Source organism: Salimicrobium jeotgali, assembly GCF_001685435.2.
GTDB lineage: Bacteria > Bacillota > Bacilli > Bacillales > Halobacillaceae > Salimicrobium > Salimicrobium album.
This window is the reverse complement of the sequence record NZ_CP011361.2, coordinates 1,904,664-1,931,395: the sequence shown is the minus strand read 5'-3', so window position 1 is coordinate 1,931,395 and position 26,732 is coordinate 1,904,664. Positions and strand designations below refer to the sequence as shown.

The following is a 26,732-nucleotide window of genomic DNA, read 5'->3' as shown; positions in this document are numbered from 1 at the left end:
TCCTTTTTGGATGAATGCCTATTCACATTATAGAAGTTTTTGTTTAAAAATGAAACGTTTTCACTGAAGAAACGTAATCGAAAGAAAATGAAGGAGGAGGAAATATGCTGAAACTTGAAAATGTAACTAAAAAATTCGGCTCGTTTGTTGCAGTCGACAGCCTTTCCATAGAAATACCCGAAAAGCAGATGTTCGGGTTCCTCGGAGGAAATGGTGCGGGTAAAACGACAACATTCCGTATGATTCTCGGTCTTCTCGACCAGACAGAAGGGGAAATCTCCTGGAATGAAGGAGGAATCGGGTACGATCAGAGTCACCTCGTCGGTTATCTGCCGGAGGAGAGGGGGCTGTATCCGAAACTTAAAGTCGAAGATCAGCTCGTCTATCTGGCCAAACTGAGAGGGATGAATAAGCAGGACGCCCGCGGTGAAATCAACTACTGGCTGGAGCGTTTCAAAGTGCCCGATTACCGGACGAAAAAAGTGGAAGAGCTTTCGAAAGGAAATCAGCAGAAAATCCAGTTCATTTCCGCCGTGCTGCATAAGCCGAAACTGCTGATTCTGGATGAACCCTTTACGGGACTCGACCCGGTAAACGTGGAGATGCTGAAAGAAGCCGTGAAAGAGCTGAAAGAAAAGGGCACTTCCATCGTCTTCTCCTCCCACCGGATGGAGCACGTCGAAGAACTTTGTGAAAGCTTGTGTATTATGCATAAAGGAGCGCCGGTAGTGCATGGGAAATTAAAGGAAATCAAACGCTCGTTCGGAAAGAAAAATGTGCAGATCGAAGCCGACTTCGATGTTTCATTCCTGAAAGAGGAAGAGGTGGTGCTCCACTATAAAGCTGTACCGGAGGGGGCGACCTGTCAGATACATAAGGAAGAAGATGCACAGGTACTTTTCGAAGCCCTGCAGGGCAAAGGATTTGTGAGAAAATTCGAGGTGGAGGAACCGTCGCTTGAAGATATCTTCATTGAAAAGGTAGGTGAATCATATGAATAAGTTTTTTGTCATTCTATCCCATACATATACTAACAGAATTAAATCAAAGGCCTTTATCATTACTACTGCTCTTATGGTGGCTGCTATCCTGCTCATGACGAATATACAGACGGTAATGGAAGTCTTCCAGGGGGACGAGGATGAAAAATCCTCCGTAGCTCTTATTGCAGATGAACCGGAGGCGTCTGCTCTCGCTGCATCCATTCCCGGTGGAGAAATATATGAAGGAGAAGCGGAAGACGCGAAAAAGTCGGTAAGAGATGGCAAATTCGATGGGCTTCTCGTAGTCGAAAAAGGAGAAGCAGGATTGCCGGCCGGTCATTACTACACGGACGAATTCACTTCCTCCACGGATCAGGAAGTCAGGCAGGCATTACAGCAGGTCAAAATGAACGCTGCGGCGCGGCAGCAGAATATATCCGGAGAAGCACTTGCCGAAATTTCCACGCCTGTGGAATTTGAGACGACAGCACTGGAAGAGGGGGCTAAGTCCGAAGAAGAGCTGAACCAGGCCCGCGTGATCGTCTATATTATGCTGTTCGTTATGTATCTTGCTGTCATTATGTACGGAAACATCATTGCCACGGAAGTGACTACGGAAAAGTCGAGCCGGGTAATGGAAATTCTTATTTCCAGCGTATCGCCGGTCACGCAGATGTTCGGAAAAATAACAGGGGTTGCCCTGGTGGGGCTGAGTCAATTCGGGATTTTTATTCTCAGCGGTATTGTGGGTATCCGTATGAGTGACAGTTCGGAGAATTCCCTTATCCAGATGGCCGGTCTCAGCAACCCGGACTGGGGCATCATCACTTATGCAGTCATTTATTTTCTGCTCGGCTACTTCCTGTATGCCACACTGGCCGCGGTGCTCGGTTCACTCGTAAGCCGGGTGGAAGATGCCCAACAGACGGTGACACCGATGATGATGCTGGTGGTCGTAGCGTTCTTTTTTGCGATATCCGCCCTCAGCAACCCGAACGCTTTTTATATAGCGGCGGCTTCCTATATCCCTTTTTTCACTCCCTTCGTCATGTTCACGAGAATAGGAGTGGGAGAAATGCCGGTATGGGAAGTGGTTCTGTCGTTCGGCGTTCTCGTCGGCGCAATCATACTGCTCGGAGTTATCGGTGCCAGAATTTATCGGGGAGGTGTACTTATGTACAGCAGCTCCTCGCTATGGAAAAACACGAAAGAAGCGCTGCAGCTTTCCAAAAAAGAATGAAGAACATGTTTCCCTGCCTCCCGGGCAGGGAATTTGTTATATAGCTGAATACGTTTGATAAGCAGGTGAACTAAAAGATAAAAAGGGATAGAGCTTTTTAAGAAAATATTTGATAGAATAGATGGATGTTAATTTTGAATCAGACGGGAGGGATCCTCCAGTGGAAAATAAAGAATGGCAGCAGTATGAAGAAACGAAAGAAAAGTTTATTCAGGTGATCGCTAAAAATATGAACCTTTACGGGGTTACTCCATCTATCGGACGTCTTTATGGAGTTTTGTATTTTGCCGAGAAACCTATGACGCTCGATGACATGAGAGAAGCGCTATCCATGAGCAAAACGAGCATGTCTACAGGAGTGAAAGTACTATCTGATATGAAAATGGTAGAACCTGCTTTTAAAAAAGGGATGCGCAAAGATCTGTATAAGTCTGAAGAAGACTGGTACAAATCCTTCACTTCTCTTTTTGCTAGTAAATGGAAGAAAGATGTAGAAACGAACATAGAAGAAGCGGATGAAGCTATCGAAGAGTTCCGGAATCTGCAGCAGAACACGGAAGATTTACTGTTAAGGGAACGACTCGAAGACGATATATACAAGTTGCAGTATGCGAAAAACTACTATGAATGGCTGATGAACTTTATTCGTGTTGTAGAATCCGGGGAAATCTTCCGGTATGTTCCCAAAGTGGAGCAGAAACCTGTCAGGAGAGAGGGGGTTTCCTATGAGTAAGGGAATTGCTCATTATCAGGTAGGGGAGACGTTCGACGATTTCCTGCTCATCACCTCGGCGAATAAAAGTATCGCCAGTAACGGTAAACCGTTTTTAGCCCTGCTTTTACGTGACCGTACCGGGGAAATCGACGCCCGGTTGTGGGGCGCAAAAAAAGAAGATGAGACATTGTTTAAAAAAGGTGTATTAGTGAAGGTATCCGGGGAGATAAGTCAATTCAGAAATAAGCCCCAATTGAAAATTCAGCACATACGTCAGGCGCTGGAGGAAGACGGAAGAGAAGTGAAACAATTCGTGGAGGAAGCGCCGGTGAGTGTAGAGTGGCTTGAAGATCAGATCAAAGAATTCATGTTCGAAATGACCAACGCTAATCTTCAGCGGCTCACCCGCTACTTCGTAAAAGAGTACAACGAAGAACTTTTCACATATCCTGCCGCTACGAGGAACCACCATAACTACGTTTCAGGCCTTGCTCACCATGTTGTCACCATGCTCCGCCTAGCCAGGGAAATCGGTGGAATTTACCCGGAAGTAAACAAGGATTTACTGTACGCCGGAATTATCGTACACGATCTAGGTAAAATAAGAGAGCTTTCGGACCCTGATTCACCCGAGTATACGATTGAAGGCCGTTTGCTCGGGCACATTTCCATAATGGTCGAGGAAATCCAGCATGCGGCCTCGGAACTTCATATCGAAGGGGAGGAAGTGATGGCGCTGAAGCATCTTGTACTGAGTCATCACGGTAAAGGTGAATGGGGCAGCCCGAAACCACCTTACATTCGCGAAGCAGAAATTCTGCACCAGATCGATATGCTGGACTCCCGCATACAAATGATGAACACCTCCCTGCAAAAGACAAAGCCAGGCAGCTTTACGGAGAGGATTTATCCGCTGGAGCAGCGCTCTTTTTACAAACCCCTGTTTGAAATGGAGTGAGAACCACACCTCCCCTGCCTGCAGTTTTACAGAAGTCTATTAATAATAAATTTATGTACAAATAAATAAAACAAGCCGGGGGATTGGATAAATCCCCCAGCTTTTAAATTGGACTATTCTTCGGAACTTCCATCTTCTTCAGAATCCCCGCTGCCTTCTTCAGCTGATTCCTGTTTAAACAGTCCCTCGAATTCTTCCAGTTTCACGTCAATTTCAGCTTCATCCATGATTTTCTGCAGATGCTGCTGCATTTTCTGCTGATCGACTTTCTGACTTACGAGCGTTCTTTTGATTTCCGGTTTAGCTTCCTCGTAAGGTTTCACATCTTCCGCATCACGTTTATCGGTGACCTTTATGATGTGGTAGCCGAATTGAGACTGGACAGGTTCGCTGATTTCACCCTTATCCAGTTTGTAAGCAGCCGCTTCGAACTCCTGGGCCATTTCCCCGGGGCCGAAGTAACCGAGTTTGCCGCCCTGCTGTGCAGAGCCGTCAGAGGAATATTCGCTGGCAAGTTCACTGAATTCTGCTCCATCAGCCAGCTTTTTCTTAACTTCCTCTGCCGTTTCTTTGTCTTCGACAAGAATATGGCTTGCCTGTACTTCTGTTTTCATGCGTTCGTAGTAGTCTTTCATTTCCTTTTCGGAAATATCTACTGTTTCAGCAGCAGCCTGTTCTTGAAGAAGACTTTGACGTATCGTTTCCTTAAAAGCGTCCACATCTTCAAAACCGCTACTCTCGAGAGCTTGATCGAACTGGTCTCCGTATTGTTCCTTCAGGGCGTCCACTTCTTTTTGCACGGCCTCATCACTTACGTCATACTTTTCGGTCAGTACTTCATTCGTCACAAGCTGCTGAAGTACCTCTTCCCCGTGTTTATTTTTCAGTTCGTTATAGAATTCTTCTTTTGTAATTTCACTGTTTGCGGTTTCTGCAACCGTTTCGGAGGAATCATCCGAACTGCATGCCGCAAGCGTAAAAACACTCGTAGCTAAAATTGTGGTTAATACAGCTTTTTTCATAATGGTCGTACACTCCTTGTATGTAATTTGCAGAGGTGGGCCTGAAGGTCTGCCTAAAAGATAATATAACATAAAAAACATTTCACTTACTACTGTGAATGTAAAGAAACGGAAGGGGGAAACTTGCCTCCATAAAATAAAAACACCGCAGCCCGTACCTGCAGTGTTCCTTAACGATAATTATTTTATAGTGCATGACGCTCTATTATAAAACCGTAATGACTTCCACGTAAGAAGAAATCAGCAGAATGGTAATGAGAACGTTGATCGTACGAAATACTCTCATCTGTTTTTCTTTCTCCATTTTCGTTTTCAGACATAGGGAGTGAGTTAATGAGTTGAAAATAAATAGTACAACTAAAGCAAATACACCAAAAACGACTGCGAAGCTCATAAATAGCCCCTCCTTTACTCTTACGGTTTACTGTATCAAAAACTGGAGAAAATGAAAAGACAGCACTCTTACAGGTGCTGTCTTATGCTTCTTTCCGCTGGATCAGTATGTCGTACCCGTCCTTTGCGTTTTCGATTATACACCGGCGCGGAGCTTTCACGAAATGATAAAGATAAAGGAAGTCTGTGAAAGACATCGCTAAGTTAACGGAAGTGATGAGCATGAAATACACGAAATAATCAGGGAACATGTAAGCCATCATATACGAAGGCGCCGATATGAAAAGAGTCGGGCCGAGCGCCATAAGAATGGACGTCTGTTTTGAAAGTTTCGATTTACACTGATAGAAGAAAGTCGGGAAAACGCGCTTTCTGAATTTCAGGAACACCTTCATACGTTTATAAGACAATAGTAACGGAAGCATATGCATCAGCCGATGAAACAGCGGAAGGAGAAACAGAACGACGACTACCGGAAACAGCCCATAGTCTTTTACTTCATTAGAGCCATGATACATAGATAACGGAATAAATAAGATGAGAAAAGAAATAACCCCAATAAAAATTGAAAAGATATAAATCCGGTTCAGGCCGAATTCTTTATTGATGTTTACTGATTTCCAGCAGTTCATCATAGTGAATACCCTCCTCTGCATCAGAATGCAAGTCAATAGTTGGTTGAATCGTCGACATGCCGGGTCTGCGAAGACTTTTTTCCCCGGCCACAAGAGGAATCATAGTACGGATTGAGAAGAAAAGCAACAGTTTTATAAAAAAGAATTTTAACAGCGTGATGGCGGGGGTCGAAGGGTCCATGGAGTTCTTGCGAAAACGTTGGAGAAGAAGGGTTAATAAGTGCAGGGAGAAGAGAGGGCAGAAAGGCGGCAGGGATAAGTCACAAAAATCAAAATAACCGACTATACGCCGGTTATTTTTAAGAGGGGAGGGTATATATAACTAGTTGACTTCATCTTCTTTCAGCGCAAGTATTTTGGTGAATGCTTCCGTAACGCATGCTTGGAATACTTTCATTTCCTCAGCTTTTTCATAAAGCAGATCCGCTTCTTCGGCGGAACCTTCCTCGACTAACTCATAATTGCTGGCCGCCATCTCTGCCTGCAGCCTTTCCAGATTGTCTTTCTGTTCATCAGCCTGCTGTATCCATTTTTCAATAAAAGAAGAAAGGAAACTTAAATACAGGTTTTTATTAGCCTGATAGAAGTCTTTACGCTTCCCCTTCACCCACACCCGTTCTACGAGCCCCTGCTCCAGCAGACTTCGAATCCCGGTGCTCATGGACGTTTTACTTTTACCTGAAGCCTTACTCATGTCATCCAATGTCATAGGAAAAGGGTGGATGTATAAAATGATAAAAAGCCGCGCGTCCCCGGAGGTAAGACCGAACATCTCAAGAGTTTTAGAAAACTCCTGGACGGTTTTAGCCTGAAATTCTTCTAATAAGGGATAGTTTACAGATGTCATGCAATCCTCCTCCAGTACGAATTACTTTAAGGTTACTACAATGCTACTGCGGGAGAAAATAGTAGCACCGGCAGGAAATAGACGAAAAACAAAGAAAAAAGGCGTATTATACTTTGTTTGTTGTGTACAGTTTAAACTGTACGTTATTTTTGAACTGAATAACATTTATAATAAGTTTGTGTTTTATGTGTCGGATAAGTTACAGTATTACAAGTAGGTAACAAAAAGAGAAAACGAATGGAATCGTTGCTAATTTAGAAAGAGGTGAGGGAATTGCCAGTAATCGACGTAAAAGATTTATCGAAAATATTCGGTAAAAACGCCAAGAAGGCTACCAAATATCTGGATGAAGGTATGTCGAAGGAAGAAATTTTAAAGAAAACCGGGAACACAGTCGGTGTAAACCGCGCTACTTTCAGTGTGGAGGCAGGAGAAATCTTCGTAATAATGGGGCTGTCCGGGAGTGGGAAATCCACTCTGGTACGTCTCGTGAACAGATTGATCGAGCCGACGGAAGGAAGCGTGACGATCGACGGAGAAGACCTTTCCCAGATGGATAAGAAGGCTTTGAGAGAAGTGCGCCGTCGGAAATTAAGTATGGTTTTCCAGCGCTTCGCACTGTTTCCTCATCGGACCATTGTTGAAAATGCGGAATTCGGTCTTGAAGTCCAGAACATAGACAAAGATGAGCGCAGAAAGAAAGCGTCCGAATCGCTCGAGATGGTAGGGCTCGGGGATTATATGAATCAGTTTCCCGGTCAGCTCTCCGGCGGGATGCAGCAGCGTGTCGGACTGGCGCGTGCGCTTGCCAACGACCCGGAAGTACTGCTGATGGATGAAGCGTTTTCGGCACTCGATCCTCTCATTCGAAAAGAGATGCAGGATGAACTGATTGCCCTTCAGCAAAAAATGAAGAAAACGATTCTTTTCATCACGCACGATCTCGACGAAGCACTCCGTATCGGAGATCGTATTGCTCTGATGAAAGATGGAAAGATAGTACAAATCGGCACTCCGGAAGAAATACTCATCAATCCGGCTAATGACTATGTAGAGAGATTTGTCGAGGACGTGGATCGTTCCAAAGTACTGACTGCCGAACACATTATGAAACGGCCGGAGACGGTGGATATAGAGAAACATGGCCCGCGGACTGCTCTTGAAAGAATGAGGAAAGAAGGATTATCAAGTATTTACGTCACCGATGCCGATAGAAATTTAAAAGGATACGTTACCGCTGATGACGTAGCCGAGGCGGCAGGTAAGGAAGAAAAAACTCTGAAAAACATATTACGTACAGAAGTAGTACAGGTGAGCAGGGAGACTACGATGCATGAAATCTTTGATGTGATTCATGACGCTAAAGTCCCGGTAGCCGTAGTGGATAATGAAAAATTGGAAGGAATCATTGTGCGAGGGGCAGTAATTGCCGCTCTGTCCGGAAGTGAGGTGAACCTGAATGGGGATATTTCCTGAAATACCGGTAGCTGAATGGATAACAGCAGCAACTGAAGGCATACAGGAAGGTCTTAAACCTATTTTTACATTTATAAGGGAAGATTTCGGCAACTTTATCGAAGTATTTGCCGAAGACTGGCTGATGAACGTACCGATTTGGTTATTCATCGTAATAATAGCGGTCCTTGCATTTTTCGCTTCCGGCAAAAAGCTCGGGCTGGTCGCTTTTACCGTTATCGGTTTATGGTTCGTGGCCAACCAGGGACTGTGGGAAGAGCTGATGAATACATTTACGCTCGTCATATTCGCAAGTCTGATTTCCGTCATTATCGGAGTGCCTTTCGGAATATGGATGGCGAAAAGCAAACCGGTGGAAAACATCCTTACTCCGGTTCTTGACTTTATGCAGACAATGCCGGCGTTCGTTTATCTGATTCCGGCTGTCGCGTTCTTCGGAATCGGCATGGTGCCGGGCGTCTTTGCCTCAGTCATATTTGCTACACCTCCGACGGTGAGATTCACCAACCTCGGCATACGTCAGGTGTCCGGTGAATTGATCGAAGCTTCCGATGCTTTCGGTACTACGGGAGCGCAGAAGCTGTTTAAAGTTCAGCTCCCTATGGCTAAGAAAACGATCATGGCCGGTATTAACCAGACAGTTATGCTCGCACTTTCCATGGTAGTCATTGCCTCTATGATCGGGGCGAAAGGCCTTGGCCAGACAGTTATTACAGCCCTTCAGCGTGCCCAGGTAGGACCGGGCTTCGTTGCAGGATTTGGAATCGTTATTCTGGCGATTATTATCGACCGCTTTACGCAGAACCTTAATACACAGCGGGGAGATAATCCTTAATCAGGTGGAAGAGGACCGCGTGTCCTGATTTATATAAAACTTATTAAGAAAAGGGGAGAAGTACATGTTTAAGTTTGATTGGAAAAGGATTGGTATGACAGCCGGGTTATCGTTGACGCTATTAGCCGCGGGGTGCGGTTCGGACGGAGGCTCGTCGGAGTCTGGTGGAGAGTCCGGCTCTGACGGTGAATCTTCCGGAAAAGCTAACTACGGTGAGGAAATAAACTATGAAATTACTGGTATTGAAGCAGGTGCCGGCGTTGTAGCAGCGTCCCAGGATGCTGTGGAGACATATGACAGCCTTTCCGGGTGGGAAGTATCCACTTCTTCCTCCGGGGCTATGGCAACTGCTCTCGGGGAAGCTATTGATAATGAAGAACCGATTGTCGTTACCGGCTGGACACCACACTGGAAGTTCGCCGAATATGACCTCAAATATCTCGAAGATCCGGAAGGGGTTTTCGGAGATGCTGAAGAAATCAAAACGATGGTGAAAACGGGACTGAAAGACGAGAAACCGAATGCTTATAAGATACTGGATCAGTTCCAGTGGGAAACTTCCCAAATGGAAGAAGTTATGCTTGAAATCCAAAATGGCACAGACCCTGCAGAGGCTGCAAAAAACTGGATTTCCAATAATGAAGATGCAGTGTCATCCTGGACTGAGGGTACAGAAAAAGTTGATGGAAAAGAAGTGGAACTCGTATACGTAAACTGGGATTCGGAAATCGCTTCTGCAAACGTTGTGGCCGAAGTCATGAAGGAGCAGGGTTTTGAAGTGACAACTACTCCTCTCGATAATGGTCCGATGTGGGAAGCTGTAGCCAACGGCGAAGCTGATGGAATGGTAGCGGCCTGGCTGCCGGCCACTCACGGTCCACAGTTTGAGAAGTACGGAGAGCAGGTAGAAGACCTTGGGGCTAATCTGGAAGGTGCCAAGATCGGTCTTGTAGTCCCTGAATACATGGATGTTGATTCTATCGAAGATTTACAAGCTGCTGAATAATAATGGTAGGAAAGCGTCCCGGATTCCGGGACGTTTTTTTGGTAGAAAGAATGTAAAAAAGAGTCTGGGACAAAACCAGTAAATATTAGTAAAAAAGGGCGTCCCTTCCAATGACTTTCATTGCAAGGGACGCCCCTTCTCTATGGATGTTTCTGTACGTTTATACACAAAAAGAGATCCCTCTGCTATAATTAAAGCACCACACAATAACCAAGGAGGGATCCCTTATGTTTACTTATTATAACATGAATCAAGTGGTTTTGCCTTTAGATTTTGAAATGAAATTGCAGGAAAATGATATTGCCTACACGGTACACGAGATGGTCGAACAGATTCCTGAGGAAGCCTTTGACGGCTTCGCTCGTGACACCGGTTGCCCCTCTTATCACCCCAAAATGATGATGAAAATCATCCTCTGCGCTTACACCCAGTCCGTTTTTTCCGGTCGGAAAATCGAAGCGCTCCTCAAAGACAGCGTCCGCATGATGTGGCTCGCTCAAGGCTACGAACCGAGCTATCGCACCATCAATCGATTCCGAGTGAATCCTCTTACAAAAGAACTTCTTCGCCAGTGCTTCGTACAGTTTCGCTGTCAGCTTGTCCAGGAAGACGTCATTGATGATGAAGCTGTGTTTATCGACGGCACAAAACTGGAAGCGAACGCCAATAAATTCACCTTCGTCTGGCGACGAATGAGTGAACGATACAGTGATCAGCTTATCGAGAAGTCCAACCGTTTCTATGAGGAACTCCTCGACAAAGAGATCATTCCGGGCATTGAACGCGAGAGTGCTGATGAACTCACGACCGAGGAACTTCAAACCATCACGGAACAGGTGGATGAAACGGTAGCTTCTTATGACCAGAAGATTGAAGAAAGTACGGATACACAGGAACGGAAGAGGCTTCGTTCCGAACGGAAAGAACCGAAGCAGTACCGGAAGCAGTTCCAGGACATGATCACCCGTAAAGAGAAGTATCAGAAAGATATGGAGATCTTCAGGGGACGTAATAGTTATTCGAAGACGGATCATGATGCGACATTCATGCGTATGAAGGATGACTATATGCGTAACGGACAGCTCAAACCTGGATATAACCTGCAACTCGCTACCGAAGGACAGTACTCGCTCGCTTATCAAGTATTCCCGAATCCGACGGATACCCGTACGCTCATTCCGTTTCTCGATCATATTGAAAATCATTTTTTTGATCTTCCTGCCTACATCGTCGGAGATGCCGGATATGGAAGTGAACCGAACTACGAAGACGTACGTTTCCAACGGGAACGAACGCCACTCATCACTTACAATACCTACCGGAAAGAGAAGAAGAAGAAATACAAAGAAGATCCCTTCAACGTGGCGAACTGGCCGTATGATAAAGAAACGGATACCTTTACGTGTCCGGCTGGTCAGGCATTGAGATACCAGTACGATTCCCGGCGGACAGATCGGCATGGCTATACGCGCTTCTTCAAGGTCTACGAGTGTGACGACTGTACCGGCTGCCCGTTGCGAGCTTCCTGTACGAAAGCGAAAGAGGGGAATAATCGAAAGATTTATTATAACGAGACGTGGGAAGATCACAAGTCCTATATGAGAGAAAAGCTTTCGGAACCAGAAACGAAGGACATCTACAAACAACGTAAAGTGGATGTAGAACCAGTTTTTGGATTCCTGAAAGCTTGTTTGTGTTTCCGACGTTTCTCCGTGCGCGGCACGGAAAACGTGGAAAATGAATTAGGATTTGCGCTGATGGCGGTGAACCTCCGGAAATACAACGCCACCATCGCAAATTCTGCCTCTGGAGACTGGAAAGACCGATATCGAAAAAGCTCCGATCATCTTTTTACGATGATCGGAGTTTTTTTACTACGAGTCCGAGTTAGTTATGTCCCAGACTCTTTCATCAGTTGCGGGGAGTTTCTTCGTTTCCGGAGGTACGGTGCTGCTTTGCTTTCTCTTCAAGATCTGCAAGATTTTCTTCGATCTGCTCTAAGTATTTTTGGATTTCCTTCTGATGGGGAGCGATAGTCTGTTTCCAGCCCTCGACAGAAGAGCTAATATCTTCGCTGAGATGACGGATGAGTGAAAGTGTCTCTTTGGATGTTTCGGTTATCTGGTTTGTGAACTGTTTACCTTCCTGACCGGTTCTGCTTAAAAGACTGTTCAACTCTTTGCTTTTACTGACAGCATTCGAGCGGAACTCCTGGCCGGATGAGGGAGTGCTGAAAAGAACGTAAAGGGCTCCGGCAGCACTTCCGGAAACGATACCCATAACAAACGGTTTAGCTCGGACCATTCTGTTTCCTCCTTTACTTACTAACCTGCACCTGGTTATTGTTTCTCCTAATATGTATGCATTTAAACCTTCCCCCTGAAAACAGGGGAGCGACCGGGCTGAGAGGCCGCTCCTATAAGGTCAGGAGGCGCGAAGTGTCTGTGATGGGGAGTTTCTCATAATCCTGAGAGAAACCGGGTGCAATACCATCATCAGCACAGTGTTTAAAAGCGCTGTCGGGAGCACTACAGTCAGGAACATGGCTATAAAGCCTGCATCCATTAAACCGATAACGAACAGAATCAACCCTAGGAAAATGGAGCCGCTGACAATCGTTCCGACAGCCGTAAGAACAGCTGCTTTGATGCGTTCCTGTTTAAAGTTACGCATGGCGAGAACGAGCACAAATACAATCATACCTGTGACGGGTTTTTCAATAAGGTTTGCGATCTGTCCGCCCGGCGCGGTGGTGGTTAATGCAGAGACGATTCCTGTAGCTGTGGAAAGTACAAGAACGTAAGATACTTTGGGGAACATAATAATCCCCAAAAACATCATGGCAAGCAGCATATCCGGCCTCATTCCGAAAAATATCGGCGGCATGACTGCATGCAGTACAGCCCCTATTCCTATAAACAACGACAGCAACACCAGTACACGAGTATTCATCTAATCTCTCCTCTTCTAAGCTTTTCTGATTTCACTCCAACCGTACCCTCGTGGTCGATTGCGAATGTGTTATAAGTATAACAAAAGTCCCGTACAGTTTCTAAGAAATCTTTTCAGCAATCGTCTGCGACAGTTCCTGAAGCTGTTCGGGAGTGTAGGAATTACTGTTGTCCGTCCATTTGACTCCGAAACCGTCTCCGTTTTCGTACCTCGGAAGAACGTGGATGTGTAAGTGAAATACAGACTGATAGGCTGCTTCGTCGTTATTATTTACAATGTTCACACCATCCGCATCAAAAGCGGATTTAACGGCCGTGGCGATTTTCGGTATTCGTGCAAACACATTGGAGGCTACTTGCGGGTGAGTTTCGTAGATGTTTTTAGTATGCTGTTTTGGAATGACGAGCGTATGACCTTTGGTGACCTGACTAATGTCTAAAAAGGCATAAACTTCTTCGTCTTCATATACTTTGGCTGATGGAATTTCTCCGTTGATAATTTTGCAGAAAATACAATCTGTCATAAATATACCCTCCTTGATGGGTATTGTACCATAGCAGTACGCAAGAACTGTAATAGGAAAGCCAACTATGGTACTATTTTTTAAAGGAAGGGACCACTACACACGAAAAGAGGGAGTCAGATTGGAATCACTATTACATATCGAAAATTTATTTGGGGGCTACACCCGTAAAAACGTTCTGCACGGCATTTCTCTTCAGGTGAATTCCGGTGAAATAGTTGGTCTTATCGGATTGAACGGCGCCGGGAAAAGTACGACCATCAAGCACGTTATCGGAATGATGGAGGCGAAAAAAGGAAGTGTTTCCATAAATGGTACGTCTTTCAGGGAGAACCCCGAAGGCTATCGTCAACAGCTTGCCTATATCCCCGAGATGCCTATTCTGTACGATGAACTTACGTTGGAAGAGCACCTGCGCCTGACTGCCCGTGCGTATCACATTGATGAACAGACTTTTAACAGCAGAGTCCCCCCTCTCTTAAAAGAATTTCATATGGAAAAAAGGCTTCACTGGTTTCCTGTTCACTTCTCCAAGGGGATGCGTCAGAAAGTCATGATTATGTGTGCTTTTCTGATCGAACCCGCTTTATATATCGTAGATGAGCCGTTTGTAGGGCTCGACCCGCTCGGCATCCAGTCTTATCTGGAATGGATGGAAGAAATGAAGAAGAACGGGGCCGGGGTTCTTATGTCGACTCATATACTCGCCACTGCAGAGAAATACTGTGACCGCTTTGTCATTCTTCATGAAGGAGAAATCAGAGCAGACGGGACACTGGAAGAACTTCGCACATTCTTTTCCATGCCGCGGGCTTCCCTCGACGATATATATGTACGATTGACGAAGGACGATTCCCATGATTAACGCCAGACGTTTCTGGAAAGAGCGGATGAGGGAACACACGAAAGAACTGAGCCGGTATACGCGCTATATTTTTAACGGTCATATTGCGGTAGTGATGTTTTTTCTTCTTTCGGCCGGTGCATACTTTTATCAGCAGTGGCTGCAGACCGTTCCTGAAGATTTCCCCGCCGGACTGATTGTAGCTCTGGTTTTCGCCAGCATTACATCCTACAGTCCGGTACGTACAATGATCAAAGAACCGGACCTGGTTTTTCTTCTGCCGGCGGAGTTCGAGTTGAAGGATTATTTCCGTTTCAGTCTTTACTATAGTTATGTGGTGCAGCTTTACGTAATTTTTCTTGCGGGGGCTGCGCTCGGACCTTTGTATTTTACCGTGTATCCTGAACTGGGTACGGATCACTACCTCGCCATCATTCTGCTTATGCTTGTCGTGAAGGCGGGAGTAATGCAGTCCAACTGGTGGATGCTGCAGGAACGTCAGCCTTCTATACGTATCGGCTATCAGGCGGCGGTGTGGATAGTTTCAGCCGCCCTGTTTTACTCTGCGGCCGTTGATGCCCTCTTGTTTGTCGTTCCGGGTCTTGTGCTCTTGAGCGGGCTTGTAGTATATGCCTGGAGAGTATCGAAGCAGAAAGCCGGGCTTGCCTGGGATCTTCTGCTGGAAAAAGACCAGGGACGGATGAGGGTGTTCTACAGGCTGGCTAATATGTTCACAGACGTTCCGCATCTGAAAAGCCGGGTGAAACGAAGGCGTCTTATCGTAAAACTTTTGACCGCCCGCATTCCTTTTTCCGGAGATACAACGTACACTTACCTGTACCGAATTACTTTTGCAAGATCCGGCGATTACAGCGGGATGTACATTCGTCTGGCTGCTATAGGTGCTCTTGCTGTATGGTTCGTTCCTAATATGATGATAAGTGTAATTATCGGTGTCCTGTTTCTTTATTTGAGCGGATTCCAGATGATGACGTTGTGGCAGCATCATCGGACTATCGCCTGGCTGGATATTTATCCGGTCTCCTTTGAACAGAGAAAAGAAGAATTGATACGTTTCCTGAGACAGCTTCTTTTCTTCCAGACACTCATTTTCGTCGTGGTATTTGCTGTGCAGATGATGTGGGCGGGAGCCCTTTTGATGGCGCTCGTAGGTGTTTTGTTCAGTCGGTTATTCACGGAAACCTTTGTAAGGAAACGACTGAATTGAAAAATAATTCAAAAAATATTGACGAATGCTGCGTTCGTCTATATAATTGGTGAAAATCAAATGAATATTAATGGACTCTTATCCAGAGAGGTGGAGGGACTGGCCCTTTGAAACCTCGGCAACCATCGTTTAAAAGCGAACTGGTGCCAATTCCAGCAAAGCCTGTGCTTTGAAAAGATGAGAGGACGATAGTACACAAATGTGTAGAAATCGGCCTCTTTTCAGGAGGTCGATTTTTTTATGGGAGGGATACCACTATGGTACACGAGAGAGCGACAATACTGACGCAGGCCGGAAACAGGACGGACCCCGGTACCGGCGCAGTAAGCACTCCGGTTTATTTTTCCACAAGTTATGCCCATCACGGGCTCGGGGAATCCACCGGTTTTGATTACACAAGGACGGCTAACCCCACGCGCTCTGTTTTGGAGAAAACACTTCAGGAACTCGAAAAGGGAGACGGGGCTTTTGCCTGCAGTTCCGGAATGGCAGCTATCCATACAGTTTTCGGTCTGTTCCGCTCGGGGGAGGAGGTGATCGTTTCACGTGATTTGTACGGCGGGACCTACCGGTTGTTTGAAGAAGTTCTTGCCCGGTACGGGATAACTTTTCGTTATGCAGACCTCACGGATGATGCGGCACTGGAGAGTGAAATGAGGGAAAGGACAAAAGCCGTATTTTTCGAGACTCCGGCCAATCCTTTGATGAAGGAGGTGGACATTTCGAAATGCGCTGCTGTCTGCAGAAAATACGGTGTAAGGCTGATAGTGGATAACACGTTTTATTCACCTCTCCTTCAGAATCCTCTGGAAGAAGGGGCGGACATCGTTATCCACAGCGGTACGAAGTATCTTGGAGGTCATAATGACGTCCTGGCGGGGGCGATCATAACGAAAGGGGAGGAGCTCACCCGCACTGTCCAGAACCTTCATAACGGGATTGGTGCGACACTGTCGGCGATGGATTCCTGGCTTTTACTGAGAGGGATGAAAACGCTCCACATACGTATGAAACAGCACGAGGAGAATGCGGAAACAATTGTTGATTATCTGAAGAGCCGTGAAGAGGTCCGGGAAGTCCTGTATCCGGGACGGGGCGGGATGCTTTCTTTCCGTTTAACAAGAGAAGAACAGGTGCCGGTTTTTCTGAAGACCTTAAATATCATTACGTTTGCTGAAAGTCTTGGAGGGGTGGAGAGTTTCATTACTTATCCTGCAACTCAGACGCATGCGGATATTCCGGAGGAGACGAGGGTGAAATATGGAGTGGATAGTTGTCTTCTCCGCTTCTCCGTAGGCATTGAAGATAAAAATGACCTGATGGATGACCTGGGCGCAGCGCTTTTGGAGTCTGTTCGAAAAAGTGCATAACTGCCCTGATACGCAAACCATTATAAAAAGGAGCGAGGTATATGACTAAAAGAAGTCTTAAGCAGCGGCTGGAAGAAGGTCCGGTGATTGCCGGGGAAGGTTACCTGTTTGAATTGGAGAGGAGAGGATATCTTCAGGCGGGTTCTTTCGTGCCGGAAGTAGCCCTTAAGAATCCGGAAGCTTTGAAACAGACGTACCGGGATTATATGCTTGCAGGTTCCGATGTAGTGTTAGCTTTTACCTACAACGCCCACCGGGAGAAGATGAGAATCATAGGCAAAGAGGAACTGCTTGAACCGCTGAACCGGAACGCAATCCGTCTGGCTAAAGAAGTGGCGCGAGAACATCCGGAGGAAGAAGCGCTCGTGGCCGGGAACATTTCGAATACGAATATCTTTGATCCGGAAAATGAAGACAGTAAAGTTCAAGTCCGGGAAATGTTCCGGGAAATGGTCGGATGGTGTAAAGAAGAAGGGGTGGATTTTGTGAACGGGGAAACGTTCTACTACCACGAAGAAGCTCTTATTGCTCTGGAGGAGATCAGACGGGTTGAACTCCCGGCTGTCATAACCCTCGGTCTTATGGGGGAAAACATACTGCGTGACGGCTACACCGTGGAGGATTCCTGCGCCTCTCTTGAAGAGAACGGAGCACTGGTCGTAGGTATGAACTGTTTTCGCGGGCCTGATACTATGCAGCCCTACGTAGAGAAAATAAGACGAAAAGTGAACGGATATGTAGGGGCACTGCCGATTCCGTACCGTACGACGGAAGACAATCCCACATTTTTTAATCTTCCGGATGGCGGATGCAGTTGCACTCTCCCGACGGAAACGACTTTTCCGACTTCGCTCGACCCGCTCTATCATAACCGGTATGAACTTGCGGCATGGGCGGAAAAAGCGAAAAATGACGGAGTTAATTATATCGGTCTATGTTGCGGAAGTTCTCCTGCTATGCTCCGCTCTGTTGCGGAAGCGGCCGGTGTGGAGACGGTACACTCCATTTATTCACCCGATATGCATAAACATTTTCTGTTCGGAGAAGAGGAAAGCCTGAATGAATCAAACCTGGCCTACAGGACGAAAGCATAAGCAAAGCCCCGGCAAGGAGGTATACTCTGCCGGGGCTTGTAGTTTGTTTGAAAACGGTGCGGGGAAAGATAGTAAAGAAGTAAGAAGTAGGAGGAAAAGAAATTGTTATTTAGAGGCACACATTTCAAAAATCCCACCAGAACATCCATTATTTTAATAATAGCAGGGTTTATCCTCATAGGAGGAGGGTTCTTCTCTTTCGTTTCCCTCGGTGAAGATGTTCTTGAAGGGGAAAAGTTCGCATTGGATCGCATAGTAAATAATTTTGTGGATACCATCAATCCACCGTGGCTCACAGAAACGATGGGATACATAACCGAAGCAGGGTCCGTATGGGTTTTGTCAGCACTGTCGGTCATCGTAATAAGTTATCTTCTGTTTATTTCGAATAAAAGTAAATGGGTGGCACTTTTTTTTGCGGTCAATATGATAGGAATAAGCGCTCTTACGAAAGGTTTGAAGTTATTGTTTGAGCGCCAGCGTCCGGAAGTGATCGAGGCATATGACGGGGTCGGATACAGCTTCCCGAGCGGACACTCTACAGGTGCCTTCGCTTTCTACGGATTTATGATTTATCTCGTTACAGTAAGCAGGTTCACTTCTAAAGTGAAGTGGACCGTGAATATACTGCTTGCATTATTCGGTACTACGGTGGCTCTCAGCCGCATTTTTATAGGGGTCCATTATTTCACCGACGTTCTGGCGGGAATAGCTGTCGGAACGGCCTGGCTGCTCGTCTCCATCGCCGCTCTTGAAATTATGCTGTTCAAAAAAAGAAGACAGACGGGCAAATAAATAGAAAAATTCCCCGGGCCAGGGCGGCCGGGGAAGCAGGTCTATATGAAAAATTTATGATTCAGCTGCTATATTTATGCTGGTAACTGAGAAATACCTGGAGAAGGGTTTTGGCCCCATGAAGCATAGCCCGTTCATCAAAGTCGAATTTCGGATGATGGTGGGGGAAGTCGTGTTCGGGCAGTTTAGCTCCTGTGAAATAGAAGGCTCCGGGCTTCTTCTGTAAATAATAGGAGAAATCCTCACCGGCCATGGAGGGGTCCACTTCACGGGTTGAGAGAGAGGAATCTGCATGCGGCGCTTCTTTAAGAACCAGGTCAGCCTCATTTTCATGATTGATAACAGGAGGATAGCCGATATTGTAGGAGAAATGGTAGTCGGCGCCTGCCGCCTCACATATCCCTCTCGTAATACGTTCCATCTCTTCCCTGATGGTTTCCTGTACCTCGGGCTCAAACGTTCGTACGGTACCGGAAAGCTCGGCCTGATCGGCGATTATATTGAAGGCTTTGCCGGCTTGAATGGTCCCTACGGTAACTACGGCAGTCTTTAACGGGTCGACTCTCCTGGCGACTACCTGCTGGAGAGAAGCTACAATGTCGGAGGCGATGACGATAGCATCTTTCGTCTGGTGAGGCTGGGCGCCGTGGCCGCCTTTTCCTTTAATTTTAATTTCAAAAGCATCGGCGCCAGCCATAAACGGACCCCGGGCCGTTTCGATTGTACCGTATTCCGTATTTGTCCAGAGATGAGTACCGAAAACGGCGTCTACGTGGTCGAGGGCGCCTGTTTCAAGCAAAGGTTTCGCTCCCCCTGGAGTAATCTCTTCAGCGGGCTGATGTACGAGAACCATAGTGCCGGGAAGTTCCTCCTTATATTTCCACACCGCTTCTGCGAGACCGAGCAGCTCAGCCGTGTGACCGTCATGTCCGCACGCATGCATCACTCCGTCGTTTCTGGAGCGGTAAGGCAGGTGGGTGTTCTCTTCCTGGATCGGGAGGGCGTCAAAATCGGCCCGCAGTGCCACGGTTCTGCCGGGCCGTCCCCCCTGTATCGTGGCTATCACTCCGTTGCCGCCTACATTTTTTTGGAAAGGGATACCGAGTGCTTCGTATGTATCAGCTATATATGCAGCCGTTTCCGTCTCCTGGAAAGAAAGTTCAGGATACTGATGCAGGTACCTGCGTGTTTCCACCATTTTTTCATAGAGGGTTTCTACTTCTTTAAACATGGACTCGGACATTATCTTTCCCTCCTTTTACTCTTTACTATATCATCGTTGTCAGAAGAAAGAAAAAAAGCGGACGGGTAGTCCGCTTTTCGATTATAACGCCAGTCACTCCGGTTATTCGTGCAGTCGGGAGTCCTGAAGCAGACGATCGATTTCTTCCATGTGACCGGTTTCATCGGAAATCAGGTCATCGAGTTTTACAGAGAGTTCGGTAAGATTCAATTCATCGGCCTGTTTCTTTCTTTGTTCGTAACGTTTGATAGTGGCTTCCTCCGAATCACGTGCGGCTACAAGCATCTCTTTAACACGTGTTTCCTGAGGTACCTCCGCTACAGTAGTCGTCGGCGTTCCGCCGAGAGTTGCTATTTTTTCTGCGAGATATAAGGCGTGCCCCTGCTCGTCAGCAATTTCTCCTTCGAAGAACGGTTTCAGTACTGAACGATACAAACCCGAAACTACGGCAGCGTTATTCGTATACATAACAGAAGCTGCGTATTCATGGGAAAGATCTTCATTTAAGCCTTCGATTAATTCTTTCATTTTCTGATCCATAAGACGACCATCCTTTCTTTGGACATAAATATCTTCTCTTTATTTGTATTCCCGCATCGATCTTGCTTAAACGAACAGATGATGGCGATTTCGTGAATTTTTATTCTATATTTTCAATTCGTTACATTCCCTTGTATAATACTTAAAGAGAGGATGAGGCGAAGTATGAAGAGGTCAGATTTGATGTTTGTGGCCTGGGCGACGGCCCTTACCGCTACGCTCGGAAGTTTGTTCTATTCGGAATTTCTTGGTTATACGCCGTGCGAGTGGTGCTGGTATCAGCGTATTTTAATGTACCCCCTCGTCATCATATATGGTGTCGCTTTACTTAAAAATGAAAAAAACACCGCTTTACCGGGACTGATTTTGAGTGGTGCGGGGATTCTTGTGTCCACGTATCATTATTCGGTTCAAAAAGTTCCGGCTCTAAAGACTCCGGGCGGAAGCTGCGGGACGGTCCCCTGTACGGTCGAGTACGTCAATTATTTAGGTTTCATTACGATTCCTTTTCTGGCCGGTACAGCTTTTATCATAATTTTCATAAGCCATTTATTACTATTACGGCAGAAGGAGCAGTGACGATGAAAAAGAAGATGATTATATTCGCAGCTGTACTTGTGGTACTGATTGCGGCACTGGCATTGATTGTCAGTTTGCAGAACTCGGAAAAAGCAGAAGGTAACCCTTATAACAAGGACGAAAGTGAATTGCAGCAGTCCACGATCGATCAGCTGGAGAATCCGAACTACGGCAACCAGATCCTTCCTGATGAACTTTCCGGGAAAGTGGAGTCGGGAGAGGAAGTAACTGTATATTTCTACAGTCCTGAATGTGTATATTGTCAGAACACAACACCGTACCTGGTGCCTCTTACAGAAGAGATGGGTGTGGATATGAAGAAGATGAACGTACTTGAATTCCCCGAGCAGAGACATAAGTATGGAATCGAAGGAACGCCTACGGTCGTACATTTCGAAAACGGGGAAGAACAGGATCGTATCGTCGGTCAGCAGCCGGAAGAGAACTTCAGGGATTTCTTCGAAAACAACGTTAAAGGGGATTAAGAAAAAAGTGAGCGGGCTCTCCGCTCACTTTCTTTATAGCATGACAGTTCTCTGAAAATGTCAGCGGCCTCTGTTATGTCAATCTTCCGGATTCACCATGCGGTAGTGCATGATATAAGCATCGCCATCGATAAAGGACGGCTTTTGTTTATGTTCCGGACCCGATTTCTTATGGGCCTGTTCGAAAGATTGGGAGTTCCTCCAGTTATCAAAGCTTTCTTTATCACGCCACTGCGTGAATACGACATAGGTTTTCCCCTGTTTAGGGCGAAGAATACGGATGGCCTGAAACCCTTCCATCCCTTCAACGTTCCCTTTCCGGTTTTTGAAGCGGTCTTCAAATGTAGCGCGTCCTTCTTCGGATACAGGGATATTGTTGGTCACTACGAAACCGTTATTCTGTACATCTCCTGTAGAGTCGACAATTTCATAATCACGGCTTTCTTCGAAAATAGAAGGCTCCTCTCCTTCGTAATAAGCGATTGTGGAATTATCCCCCTGCATAAGCTGGACCTGTTTGTCGGAATGCTGGTTTTGAATCTTTTTCAGGAAATCGATCGTACCGTTAGTCATGGAAACTATCATATAAAGATTCTCCTTTCTTCTTCAGTTAAATTTTAGCAAGAGGGCAGGAGAAACTGCAAGCAGGAAGAAAGGATGGCTTATAGTGAAACGCGAAGAATATAAGCAAATGAGGAAAAAGGGGAAACGGTTAAGGAATACGTTCATAGGGTTGGGGAGCTTTTTATTCGTCATGGCCATAGGTCTGCTTCTGCTCATGTTCGGAGGACGCTTCTTCGTTTCCGAAGATGCAATGACCCTTGATGCAGCGACTACAGTAGTTGCGGATGGAGAAGAGATAGAAGAGATCTATTCCACAAATCGGAGTCCCATATCCTTAGAGGAGGTGCCCGAATTTCTGCAGGAAGCCGTGGTGGCTACCGAGGACAGCAGGTTCTATGAACACTCGGGTATTGACCCCCGTGGCATAGCGAGAGCTCTTTACCGCGACGTTTTAGCGTGGGAGAAGGTGGAAGGAGCCAGTACTATCACCCAGCAGGTAGCGAAGAATTTATTTTTCTCCAACGATAAATCGTGGCTCAGAAAAACAAAGGAAGTAATGGTAGCTCTGTACCTGGAGCGGAATTATACAAAAGATGAAATTCTTGAACTTTATTTGAACTCGATTTACTTCGGTGAAGGAACCTATGGAGTGGAAAAAGCAGCAGAGCGTTATTTCTCAAAGCCTGTACCGGAGCTGAACGAAACGGAATCGGCTCTCCTGGCCGGCCTCCCGAAAGCCCCAAGCAATTATTCACCGATAGCAGATCCCGAAGCGGCCAAAGACAGGCGCGACACGGTTCTGTTCAGGATGGAAGATGAAGGGTACATTACGAAGGAAGAAGAACAAGCACTCTCCGACCGACAGGTGGAATATACTGAAGAAGCACCTGTCGGCGCGACATGGTCGAATGCTTACGTAAACGTCGTGGTTCAGGAAGTGGTGGATCGTTACGGTGTTTCAAGAGAGGCACTGAAAACGGAAGGGTATGAAATAGAAGTGAATATGAATCCGGAAGCCCAGCGGATAGCTTATGAGACGATGAAGGATGGGAACTACGCGTCCGGTTCTGTCGAAGGGGTGGAAGCGGCTTTTGTGCTTACAGATAAAGAAGGGAAGGTGACAGCTCTTACCGGGGGAAGAGAGTATGAACACGGGGAGATGAACCATGCCCTCACTAAACACCAGCCCGCATCCGTAATGAAACCGCTGGCAGTGTACGGTCCCGCCTTAATGGGTGATACTTACAGCCCTTATTCCGTACTGAAAGATGAGAAGATCAGTTACGGGGGTTATATTCCGAAGAATCTGGACGGGTACGAAGGGCAGGTGACGTTATATGAAGCCCTTGTCAAATCGAAAAACGCTCCTGCAGTATGGCTGCTGAACGAAATAGGCGTGAAGGAAAGTAAGAGCTATCTTGAAAAACTCGGTCTTGCCACTGAAGACGACGACCTCTCCATCGCGCTGGGAGGAATGTCGGAAGGATACAGCCCGATGGAGATCGCCGGCGGCTATCAGGCTGTCGGGAATGACGGGGAACGGGTGCCGCTTAGAACCGTTTCCACCATTACGGACCGGACCGGTGAAACTGTGAAGCCGAAGGAAGAAACAGAAGCTGTGCGCGTCTTCAGTGAAAAAACAGCTTTCCAGCTCCGGGAAATGCTTGAGACCGTAGTGAGTTCCGGCACGGCCCGTAATGGAAGCTACAGTGGTGCACTTGCAGGAAAAACCGGCACTGCGCAGCATCCGGAGGTGGAAGGCAAGAACAGAGACGTGTGGTTTGCAGGCTTCACCCCCAATTATGCTATGAGCATGTGGATGGGGTACGGAGATTCGGGAAGTGACTATTACCTTGATGATTCCAGCAGCGTACCGGTGTCGCTTACGAAACAGATGCTTACAAACCTTAAGGAAGTGCTCGACCCGGGAGAAAAATTCACCGATCCTGAAGGTCTTACTTCACTGGAAGAGCCGGTGGATCTGCCTCGGAATATCCAACTGGAAGGTTCCATCGACATCGGCGGATGGACACTGGTGCGCGGGAAACTCAATTGGAACACAAACGAAGAAAATGAAGACGTAACGTACAGAATTTATCGTAAAAAAGGTGAAGAAAAGGAACTGATAACAAAGACGAAGGAAACCAGCCATACGATTCAGAGCTTCGGACTTTTTGATTCACGGACGTATTACGTCGTGCCTTTTGATCCGGAATCGGGAAGAGAAGGGGAGCCGTCCAATGAAGTGACACTGGAATGGTAGAACCCCGCTCTTTTCAGAGTACGAACGCACAGGTAAAAGAGTCACATCTGTCAGAAGGTACAAAATAGTGACAAATGTGGCTTATCGCTATACACCGGGGCACATAATCGTTATAGTTGGAATCGGATAGAATATAAAGGAGTCAGGTGCTATATGACTAATTCATTTAACGACACAATTTTAAAAGCGTTCCGCGGGGAGCCGACAGAACATACACCCGTGTGGTATATGCGTCAGGCCGGGCGTTCCCAGCCGGAATACAGGAAACTGAAAGAGAAGTACGGGTTGTTTGAAATCACTCACCAGCCTGAACTGTGCGCTTATGTAACAAGGCTGCCCGTTGAGAATTACGGTGTTGATGCAGCTATCCTGTATAAGGATATTATGTCGCCGCTCCCTGCACTCGGTGTAGACGTGGAAATAAGGAAAGGGGTAGGGCCGGTCATTCACAATCCTGTCCGGAATCGTCAGGATGTGGAGAATCTTGGGGAAATCGACCCGCAGTCGGACGTTCCATATGTATTGGACACGATCAGCCTTTTGACGAAAGAGCAGCTTAACGTTCCTCTGATCGGGTTCAGCGGTGCGCCATTCACACTGGCCAGCTATATGATCGAAGGCGGCCCTTCGAAAAATTATCATAAAACGAAGTCACTGATGTACAGAGATGAAGAAACATGGTTTTTACTGATGGATAAACTCGCTTCGATGATCATTACGTATGTCCAGGCCCAGGTGAAAGCCGGTGCCCGAGCCATTCAGATTTTCGACTCGTGGGGCGGGGCACTTCATGCTGCGGATTACCGGAAATTCATCAAGCCTGTCATGGACCGTATTTTCCGCGAATTGAGGAAAGAAGGAGTACCGCTGATTCTTTTCGGTGTCGGCGCTCCTCACCTGCTCGGGGACTGGGATGAACTTCCTATCGACGTACTTGGACTGGACTGGCGCACTTCTATTACAGAGGCCCGGGAAATGGGGATTCAGAAACCTCTCCAGGGAAATCTCGATCCTGCAGTCCTTCTATCTGAATGGGACGTTATTGAAAGCCGGGCAAAATCCATACTGGATGAAGGGCTCAAATACGGGCCGCATATTTTCAATCTCGGTCACGGTGTTACTCCGGAAATTAAGCCGGAAACGTTAAGAAAACTGACCGAACTGGTACACACATATTCCAAAAACAATTAAGGGGTGTTCACGGAAATGGCGAATAAACAGGTAGGTTTACTTGTAATGGCGTACGGTACGCCTTATAAGGAAGAAGATATTGAACCTTATTACACGCATATCAGAAAAGGACGCAAGCCTTCGGAGGAAGCGCTTCAGGATCTTAAAGACCGCTATGAAGCGATCGGGGGAATTTCTCCACTGGCCCGTATAACAGAAGAACAGGCAGAGGCGCTCCGCAATGAGCTGAACGGTATGCAGGAAGATGTGGACTTCAAACTTTACATCGGTCTGAAGCATATAAACCCGTTTATCGAAGATGCGGTCGATCAGATGGCCAAAGACGGAATCGAAGAAGCTGTTTCGATCGTACTCGCTCCGCACTACTCCTCTTTCAGCGTTAAGTCTTATAATGGGCGTGCCCAGGAGAAGGCAGAGGAACACGGAATCCGGATCAGCTCTGTGGAAAGCTGGTACAGCCATCCGACGTTTATCGATTTCTGGAAAGAAGGGATTCTTCAGGAATATGAAAAAATGGGGGAAGAGGAGAAGCAGAAAGCCTGTCTGATCGTTTCCGCCCACAGTCTTCCGGAGAAAATTCTTCAGGGAGGAGACCCGTATCCGGACCAGCTGCGGGAGACGGCTGAACTGATTTCGGAAGCTACCGGCATCAGCCAGTATGAAATCGGCTGGCAGAGTGAAGGGAATACCCCGGATCCGTGGCTCGGCCCGGATGTTCAGGATCTGACCAGGGATCTCTTTGAGCAGAAGGGGTATACTTCCTTCGTTTACGCGCCGGTAGGTTTCGTGGCAGACCACCTGGAAGTGCTTTTTGATAATGACTACGAATGTAAAGTCGTGTGTGACGAGGTGGGGGCGAATTACTACCGCCCGGAGATGCCCAACACAAATCCGAAGTTCATAGAAACGCTTGTCGATGTGGTCTGGTCCAAGTGGAAGGAAGAGAAATAG

At 46.7% G+C, this 26,732-nt stretch carries 27 protein-coding genes and 1 riboswitch; of the genes, 18 read left to right on the top strand and 9 right to left on the bottom strand.

Going from position 1 to position 26,732, the window contains the following annotated elements:
* Positions 1 to 104: 104 nt before the first annotated feature.
* From AAV35_RS09635 to yhaM, 4 genes are all read left to right on the top strand, one after another.
* Positions 105 to 1,001 (top strand): ABC transporter ATP-binding protein, encoded by an 897-nt coding sequence (locus AAV35_RS09635; RefSeq protein ID WP_008592257.1) that lies wholly within the window; start codon positions 105 to 107, stop codon positions 999 to 1,001.
* The gene (locus tag AAV35_RS09630) at positions 994 to 2,223 is read left to right on the top strand and encodes an ABC transporter permease (protein ID WP_008592259.1); all 1,230 of its coding nucleotides are present in this window, start codon (positions 994 to 996) and stop codon (positions 2,221 to 2,223) included. Before AAV35_RS09635 ends, AAV35_RS09630 begins: the two co-directional genes overlap by 8 nt.
* A 160-nt stretch (positions 2,224 to 2,383) precedes the next feature.
* A complete protein-coding gene (locus AAV35_RS09625; protein WP_008592260.1) occupies positions 2,384 to 2,956 on the top strand; it encodes a GbsR/MarR family transcriptional regulator in 573 nt (190 codons plus the stop codon).
* Positions 2,949 to 3,896, top strand: a complete 948-nt coding sequence (yhaM, locus tag AAV35_RS09620; protein ID WP_008592261.1) for a 3'-5' exoribonuclease YhaM — start codon at positions 2,949 to 2,951, stop codon at positions 3,894 to 3,896. Before AAV35_RS09625 ends, yhaM begins: the two co-directional genes overlap by 8 nt.
* 113 nt (positions 3,897 to 4,009) lie before the next feature.
* Here yhaM and AAV35_RS09615 read toward each other — a convergent pair whose 3' ends face one another.
* From AAV35_RS09615 to AAV35_RS09600, 4 genes are all read right to left on the bottom strand, one after another.
* Complete coding sequence (locus AAV35_RS09615; RefSeq protein WP_008592262.1) at positions 4,010 to 4,918, bottom strand: peptidylprolyl isomerase; 909 nt, start codon at positions 4,916 to 4,918, stop codon at positions 4,010 to 4,012.
* A 205-nt stretch (positions 4,919 to 5,123) separates the two neighbouring features.
* Complete coding sequence (locus AAV35_RS09610; RefSeq protein ID WP_008592263.1) at positions 5,124 to 5,312, bottom strand: hypothetical protein; 189 nt, start codon at positions 5,310 to 5,312, stop codon at positions 5,124 to 5,126.
* An 82-nt stretch (positions 5,313 to 5,394) separates the two neighbouring features.
* Positions 5,395 to 5,946, bottom strand: coding sequence for a DUF3267 domain-containing protein (locus tag AAV35_RS09605; RefSeq protein ID WP_008592264.1), 552 nt, complete (start codon positions 5,944 to 5,946; stop codon positions 5,395 to 5,397).
* Between the two features lie 322 nt (positions 5,947 to 6,268).
* Positions 6,269 to 6,793 carry a GbsR/MarR family transcriptional regulator gene (locus AAV35_RS09600; RefSeq protein WP_008592265.1) on the bottom strand — a complete coding sequence of 175 codons (525 nt, stop codon included), beginning with the start codon at positions 6,791 to 6,793 and terminating at the stop codon, positions 6,269 to 6,271.
* Between the two features lie 273 nt (positions 6,794 to 7,066).
* Here AAV35_RS09600 and AAV35_RS09595 point away from each other — a divergent pair, with 273 nt between their 5' ends.
* The 4 genes from AAV35_RS09595 (at position 7,067) to AAV35_RS09580 (ending at position 12,146) form a co-directional block, all read left to right on the top strand.
* On the top strand, positions 7,067 to 8,269 hold the full coding sequence (locus tag AAV35_RS09595; protein ID WP_008592266.1) for a quaternary amine ABC transporter ATP-binding protein: 1,203 nt from the start codon (positions 7,067 to 7,069) through the stop codon (positions 8,267 to 8,269).
* Positions 8,253 to 9,104, top strand: coding sequence for an ABC transporter permease (locus AAV35_RS09590; RefSeq protein WP_008592273.1), 852 nt, complete (start codon positions 8,253 to 8,255; stop codon positions 9,102 to 9,104). The genes AAV35_RS09595 and AAV35_RS09590 overlap by 17 nt, the downstream gene beginning before the upstream one ends.
* Before the next feature lie 64 nt (positions 9,105 to 9,168).
* Positions 9,169 to 10,110, top strand: coding sequence for a glycine betaine ABC transporter substrate-binding protein (locus AAV35_RS09585; protein WP_008592275.1), 942 nt, complete (start codon positions 9,169 to 9,171; stop codon positions 10,108 to 10,110).
* A gap of 227 nt (positions 10,111 to 10,337) precedes the next feature.
* A complete protein-coding gene (locus tag AAV35_RS09580; protein WP_244890593.1) occupies positions 10,338 to 12,146 on the top strand; it encodes an IS1182 family transposase in 1,809 nt (602 codons plus the stop codon).
* Positions 12,147 to 12,534: 388 nt separating this feature from the next.
* Here AAV35_RS09580 and AAV35_RS09570 read toward each other — a convergent pair whose 3' ends face one another.
* Together AAV35_RS09570 and AAV35_RS09565 are read right to left on the bottom strand one after the other, a co-directional pair.
* The gene (locus AAV35_RS09570) at positions 12,535 to 13,062 is read right to left on the bottom strand and encodes a tryptophan transporter (protein ID WP_008590191.1); all 528 of its coding nucleotides are present in this window, start codon (positions 13,060 to 13,062) and stop codon (positions 12,535 to 12,537) included.
* Between the two features lie 100 nt (positions 13,063 to 13,162).
* Positions 13,163 to 13,585 carry an HIT family protein gene (locus tag AAV35_RS09565; protein ID WP_008590189.1) on the bottom strand — a complete coding sequence of 141 codons (423 nt, stop codon included), beginning with the start codon at positions 13,583 to 13,585 and terminating at the stop codon, positions 13,163 to 13,165.
* A 121-nt stretch (positions 13,586 to 13,706) separates the two neighbouring features.
* Here AAV35_RS09565 and AAV35_RS09560 point away from each other — a divergent pair, with 121 nt between their 5' ends.
* From AAV35_RS09560 to AAV35_RS09540, 5 genes are all read left to right on the top strand, one after another.
* A complete protein-coding gene (locus AAV35_RS09560) occupies positions 13,707 to 14,450 on the top strand; it encodes an ABC transporter ATP-binding protein (RefSeq protein ID WP_008590188.1) in 744 nt (247 codons plus the stop codon).
* Complete coding sequence (locus AAV35_RS09555; RefSeq protein ID WP_008590186.1) at positions 14,443 to 15,657, top strand: ABC transporter permease; 1,215 nt, start codon at positions 14,443 to 14,445, stop codon at positions 15,655 to 15,657. Before AAV35_RS09560 ends, AAV35_RS09555 begins: the two co-directional genes overlap by 8 nt.
* A 75-nt stretch (positions 15,658 to 15,732) precedes the next feature.
* Positions 15,733 to 15,841, top strand: a riboswitch (SAM riboswitch).
* 73 nt (positions 15,842 to 15,914) lie between these two features.
* Positions 15,915 to 17,027: an aminotransferase class I/II-fold pyridoxal phosphate-dependent enzyme gene (locus AAV35_RS09550; protein WP_008590184.1), complete on the top strand. Its 1,113-nt coding sequence runs from the start codon at positions 15,915 to 15,917 to the stop codon at positions 17,025 to 17,027.
* 41 nt (positions 17,028 to 17,068) lie between these two features.
* Entirely contained in the window at positions 17,069 to 18,121 is a 1,053-nt protein-coding gene (locus AAV35_RS09545) for a homocysteine S-methyltransferase family protein (protein WP_008590183.1), read from the top strand.
* 102 nt (positions 18,122 to 18,223) lie between these two features.
* Complete coding sequence (locus AAV35_RS09540) at positions 18,224 to 18,916, top strand: phosphatase PAP2 family protein (RefSeq protein ID WP_008590181.1); 693 nt, start codon at positions 18,224 to 18,226, stop codon at positions 18,914 to 18,916.
* A gap of 61 nt (positions 18,917 to 18,977) precedes the next feature.
* Here the strand turns inward: AAV35_RS09540 and AAV35_RS09535 are convergent, their stop codons facing one another.
* Both AAV35_RS09535 and AAV35_RS09530 read right to left on the bottom strand, forming a co-directional pair.
* Positions 18,978 to 20,159: a M20 family metallopeptidase gene (locus AAV35_RS09535; RefSeq protein ID WP_008590179.1), complete on the bottom strand. Its 1,182-nt coding sequence runs from the start codon at positions 20,157 to 20,159 to the stop codon at positions 18,978 to 18,980.
* A 102-nt stretch (positions 20,160 to 20,261) separates the two neighbouring features.
* Entirely contained in the window at positions 20,262 to 20,699 is a 438-nt protein-coding gene (locus AAV35_RS09530) for a ferritin-like domain-containing protein (RefSeq protein ID WP_008590177.1), read from the bottom strand.
* A gap of 165 nt (positions 20,700 to 20,864) precedes the next feature.
* Between AAV35_RS09530 and AAV35_RS09525 the strand changes: the two genes are divergently transcribed.
* Together AAV35_RS09525 and AAV35_RS09520 are read left to right on the top strand one after the other, a co-directional pair.
* Positions 20,865 to 21,278 (top strand): disulfide oxidoreductase, encoded by a 414-nt coding sequence (locus tag AAV35_RS09525; protein ID WP_237757030.1) that lies wholly within the window; start codon positions 20,865 to 20,867, stop codon positions 21,276 to 21,278.
* A gap of 2 nt (positions 21,279 to 21,280) precedes the next feature.
* Positions 21,281 to 21,763: a thioredoxin family protein gene (locus AAV35_RS09520; RefSeq protein WP_008590174.1), complete on the top strand. Its 483-nt coding sequence runs from the start codon at positions 21,281 to 21,283 to the stop codon at positions 21,761 to 21,763.
* 78 nt (positions 21,764 to 21,841) lie between these two features.
* Here the strand turns inward: AAV35_RS09520 and AAV35_RS09515 are convergent, their stop codons facing one another.
* Complete coding sequence (locus tag AAV35_RS09515) at positions 21,842 to 22,348, bottom strand: antibiotic biosynthesis monooxygenase family protein (RefSeq protein ID WP_008590172.1); 507 nt, start codon at positions 22,346 to 22,348, stop codon at positions 21,842 to 21,844.
* Positions 22,349 to 22,430: 82 nt separating this feature from the next.
* On the opposite strand from AAV35_RS09515, the gene AAV35_RS09510 reads away from it, so the two are divergent.
* From AAV35_RS09510 to hemH, 3 genes are all read left to right on the top strand, one after another.
* Positions 22,431 to 24,590: a transglycosylase domain-containing protein gene (locus AAV35_RS09510; protein WP_008590171.1), complete on the top strand. Its 2,160-nt coding sequence runs from the start codon at positions 22,431 to 22,433 to the stop codon at positions 24,588 to 24,590.
* A gap of 153 nt (positions 24,591 to 24,743) precedes the next feature.
* Positions 24,744 to 25,781 carry a uroporphyrinogen decarboxylase gene (hemE, locus tag AAV35_RS09505; RefSeq protein ID WP_008590169.1) on the top strand — a complete coding sequence of 346 codons (1,038 nt, stop codon included), beginning with the start codon at positions 24,744 to 24,746 and terminating at the stop codon, positions 25,779 to 25,781.
* A 15-nt stretch (positions 25,782 to 25,796) separates the two neighbouring features.
* The gene (hemH, locus tag AAV35_RS09500) at positions 25,797 to 26,732 is read left to right on the top strand and encodes a ferrochelatase (RefSeq protein WP_008590168.1); all 936 of its coding nucleotides are present in this window, start codon (positions 25,797 to 25,799) and stop codon (positions 26,730 to 26,732) included.

Bases quoted from the DNA above. Each gene is read 5' to 3' on its own strand.
- AAV35_RS09570 (WP_008590191.1), bottom strand. From the start codon at position 13,062: ATGAATACTCGTGTACTGGTGTTGCTGTCGTTGTTTATAGGAATAGGG.
- AAV35_RS09535 (WP_008590179.1), bottom strand. From the start codon at position 20,159: ATGTCCGAGTCCATGTTTAAAGAAGTAGAAACCCTCTATGAAAAAATG.
- AAV35_RS09525 (WP_237757030.1), top strand. From the start codon at position 20,865: ATGAAGAGGTCAGATTTGATGTTTGTGGCCTGGGCGACGGCCCTTACC.
- AAV35_RS09615 (WP_008592262.1), bottom strand. From the start codon at position 4,918: ATGAAAAAAGCTGTATTAACCACAATTTTAGCTACGAGTGTTTTTACG.
- AAV35_RS09590 (WP_008592273.1), top strand. From the start codon at position 8,253: ATGGGGATATTTCCTGAAATACCGGTAGCTGAATGGATAACAGCAGCA.
- AAV35_RS09605 (WP_008592264.1), bottom strand. From the start codon at position 5,946: ATGATGAACTGCTGGAAATCAGTAAACATCAATAAAGAATTCGGCCTG.
- AAV35_RS09515 (WP_008590172.1), bottom strand. From the start codon at position 22,348: ATGATAGTTTCCATGACTAACGGTACGATCGATTTCCTGAAAAAGATT.
- hemE (WP_008590169.1), top strand. From the start codon at position 24,744: ATGACTAATTCATTTAACGACACAATTTTAAAAGCGTTCCGCGGGGAG.
- AAV35_RS09565 (WP_008590189.1), bottom strand. From the start codon at position 13,585: ATGACAGATTGTATTTTCTGCAAAATTATCAACGGAGAAATTCCATCA.
- AAV35_RS09530 (WP_008590177.1), bottom strand. From the start codon at position 20,699: ATGGATCAGAAAATGAAAGAATTAATCGAAGGCTTAAATGAAGATCTT.
- AAV35_RS09610 (WP_008592263.1), bottom strand. From the start codon at position 5,312: ATGAGCTTCGCAGTCGTTTTTGGTGTATTTGCTTTAGTTGTACTATTT.
- AAV35_RS09585 (WP_008592275.1), top strand. From the start codon at position 9,169: ATGTTTAAGTTTGATTGGAAAAGGATTGGTATGACAGCCGGGTTATCG.
- AAV35_RS09555 (WP_008590186.1), top strand. From the start codon at position 14,443: ATGATTAACGCCAGACGTTTCTGGAAAGAGCGGATGAGGGAACACACG.
- AAV35_RS09580 (WP_244890593.1), top strand. From the start codon at position 10,338: ATGTTTACTTATTATAACATGAATCAAGTGGTTTTGCCTTTAGATTTT.
- yhaM (WP_008592261.1), top strand. From the start codon at position 2,949: ATGAGTAAGGGAATTGCTCATTATCAGGTAGGGGAGACGTTCGACGAT.
- AAV35_RS09635 (WP_008592257.1), top strand. From the start codon at position 105: ATGCTGAAACTTGAAAATGTAACTAAAAAATTCGGCTCGTTTGTTGCA.
- AAV35_RS09520 (WP_008590174.1), top strand. From the start codon at position 21,281: ATGAAAAAGAAGATGATTATATTCGCAGCTGTACTTGTGGTACTGATT.
- AAV35_RS09545 (WP_008590183.1), top strand. From the start codon at position 17,069: ATGACTAAAAGAAGTCTTAAGCAGCGGCTGGAAGAAGGTCCGGTGATT.
- hemH (WP_008590168.1), top strand. From the start codon at position 25,797: ATGGCGAATAAACAGGTAGGTTTACTTGTAATGGCGTACGGTACGCCT.
- AAV35_RS09550 (WP_008590184.1), top strand. From the start codon at position 15,915: ATGGTACACGAGAGAGCGACAATACTGACGCAGGCCGGAAACAGGACG.
- AAV35_RS09630 (WP_008592259.1), top strand. From the start codon at position 994: ATGAATAAGTTTTTTGTCATTCTATCCCATACATATACTAACAGAATT.
- AAV35_RS09600 (WP_008592265.1), bottom strand. From the start codon at position 6,793: ATGACATCTGTAAACTATCCCTTATTAGAAGAATTTCAGGCTAAAACC.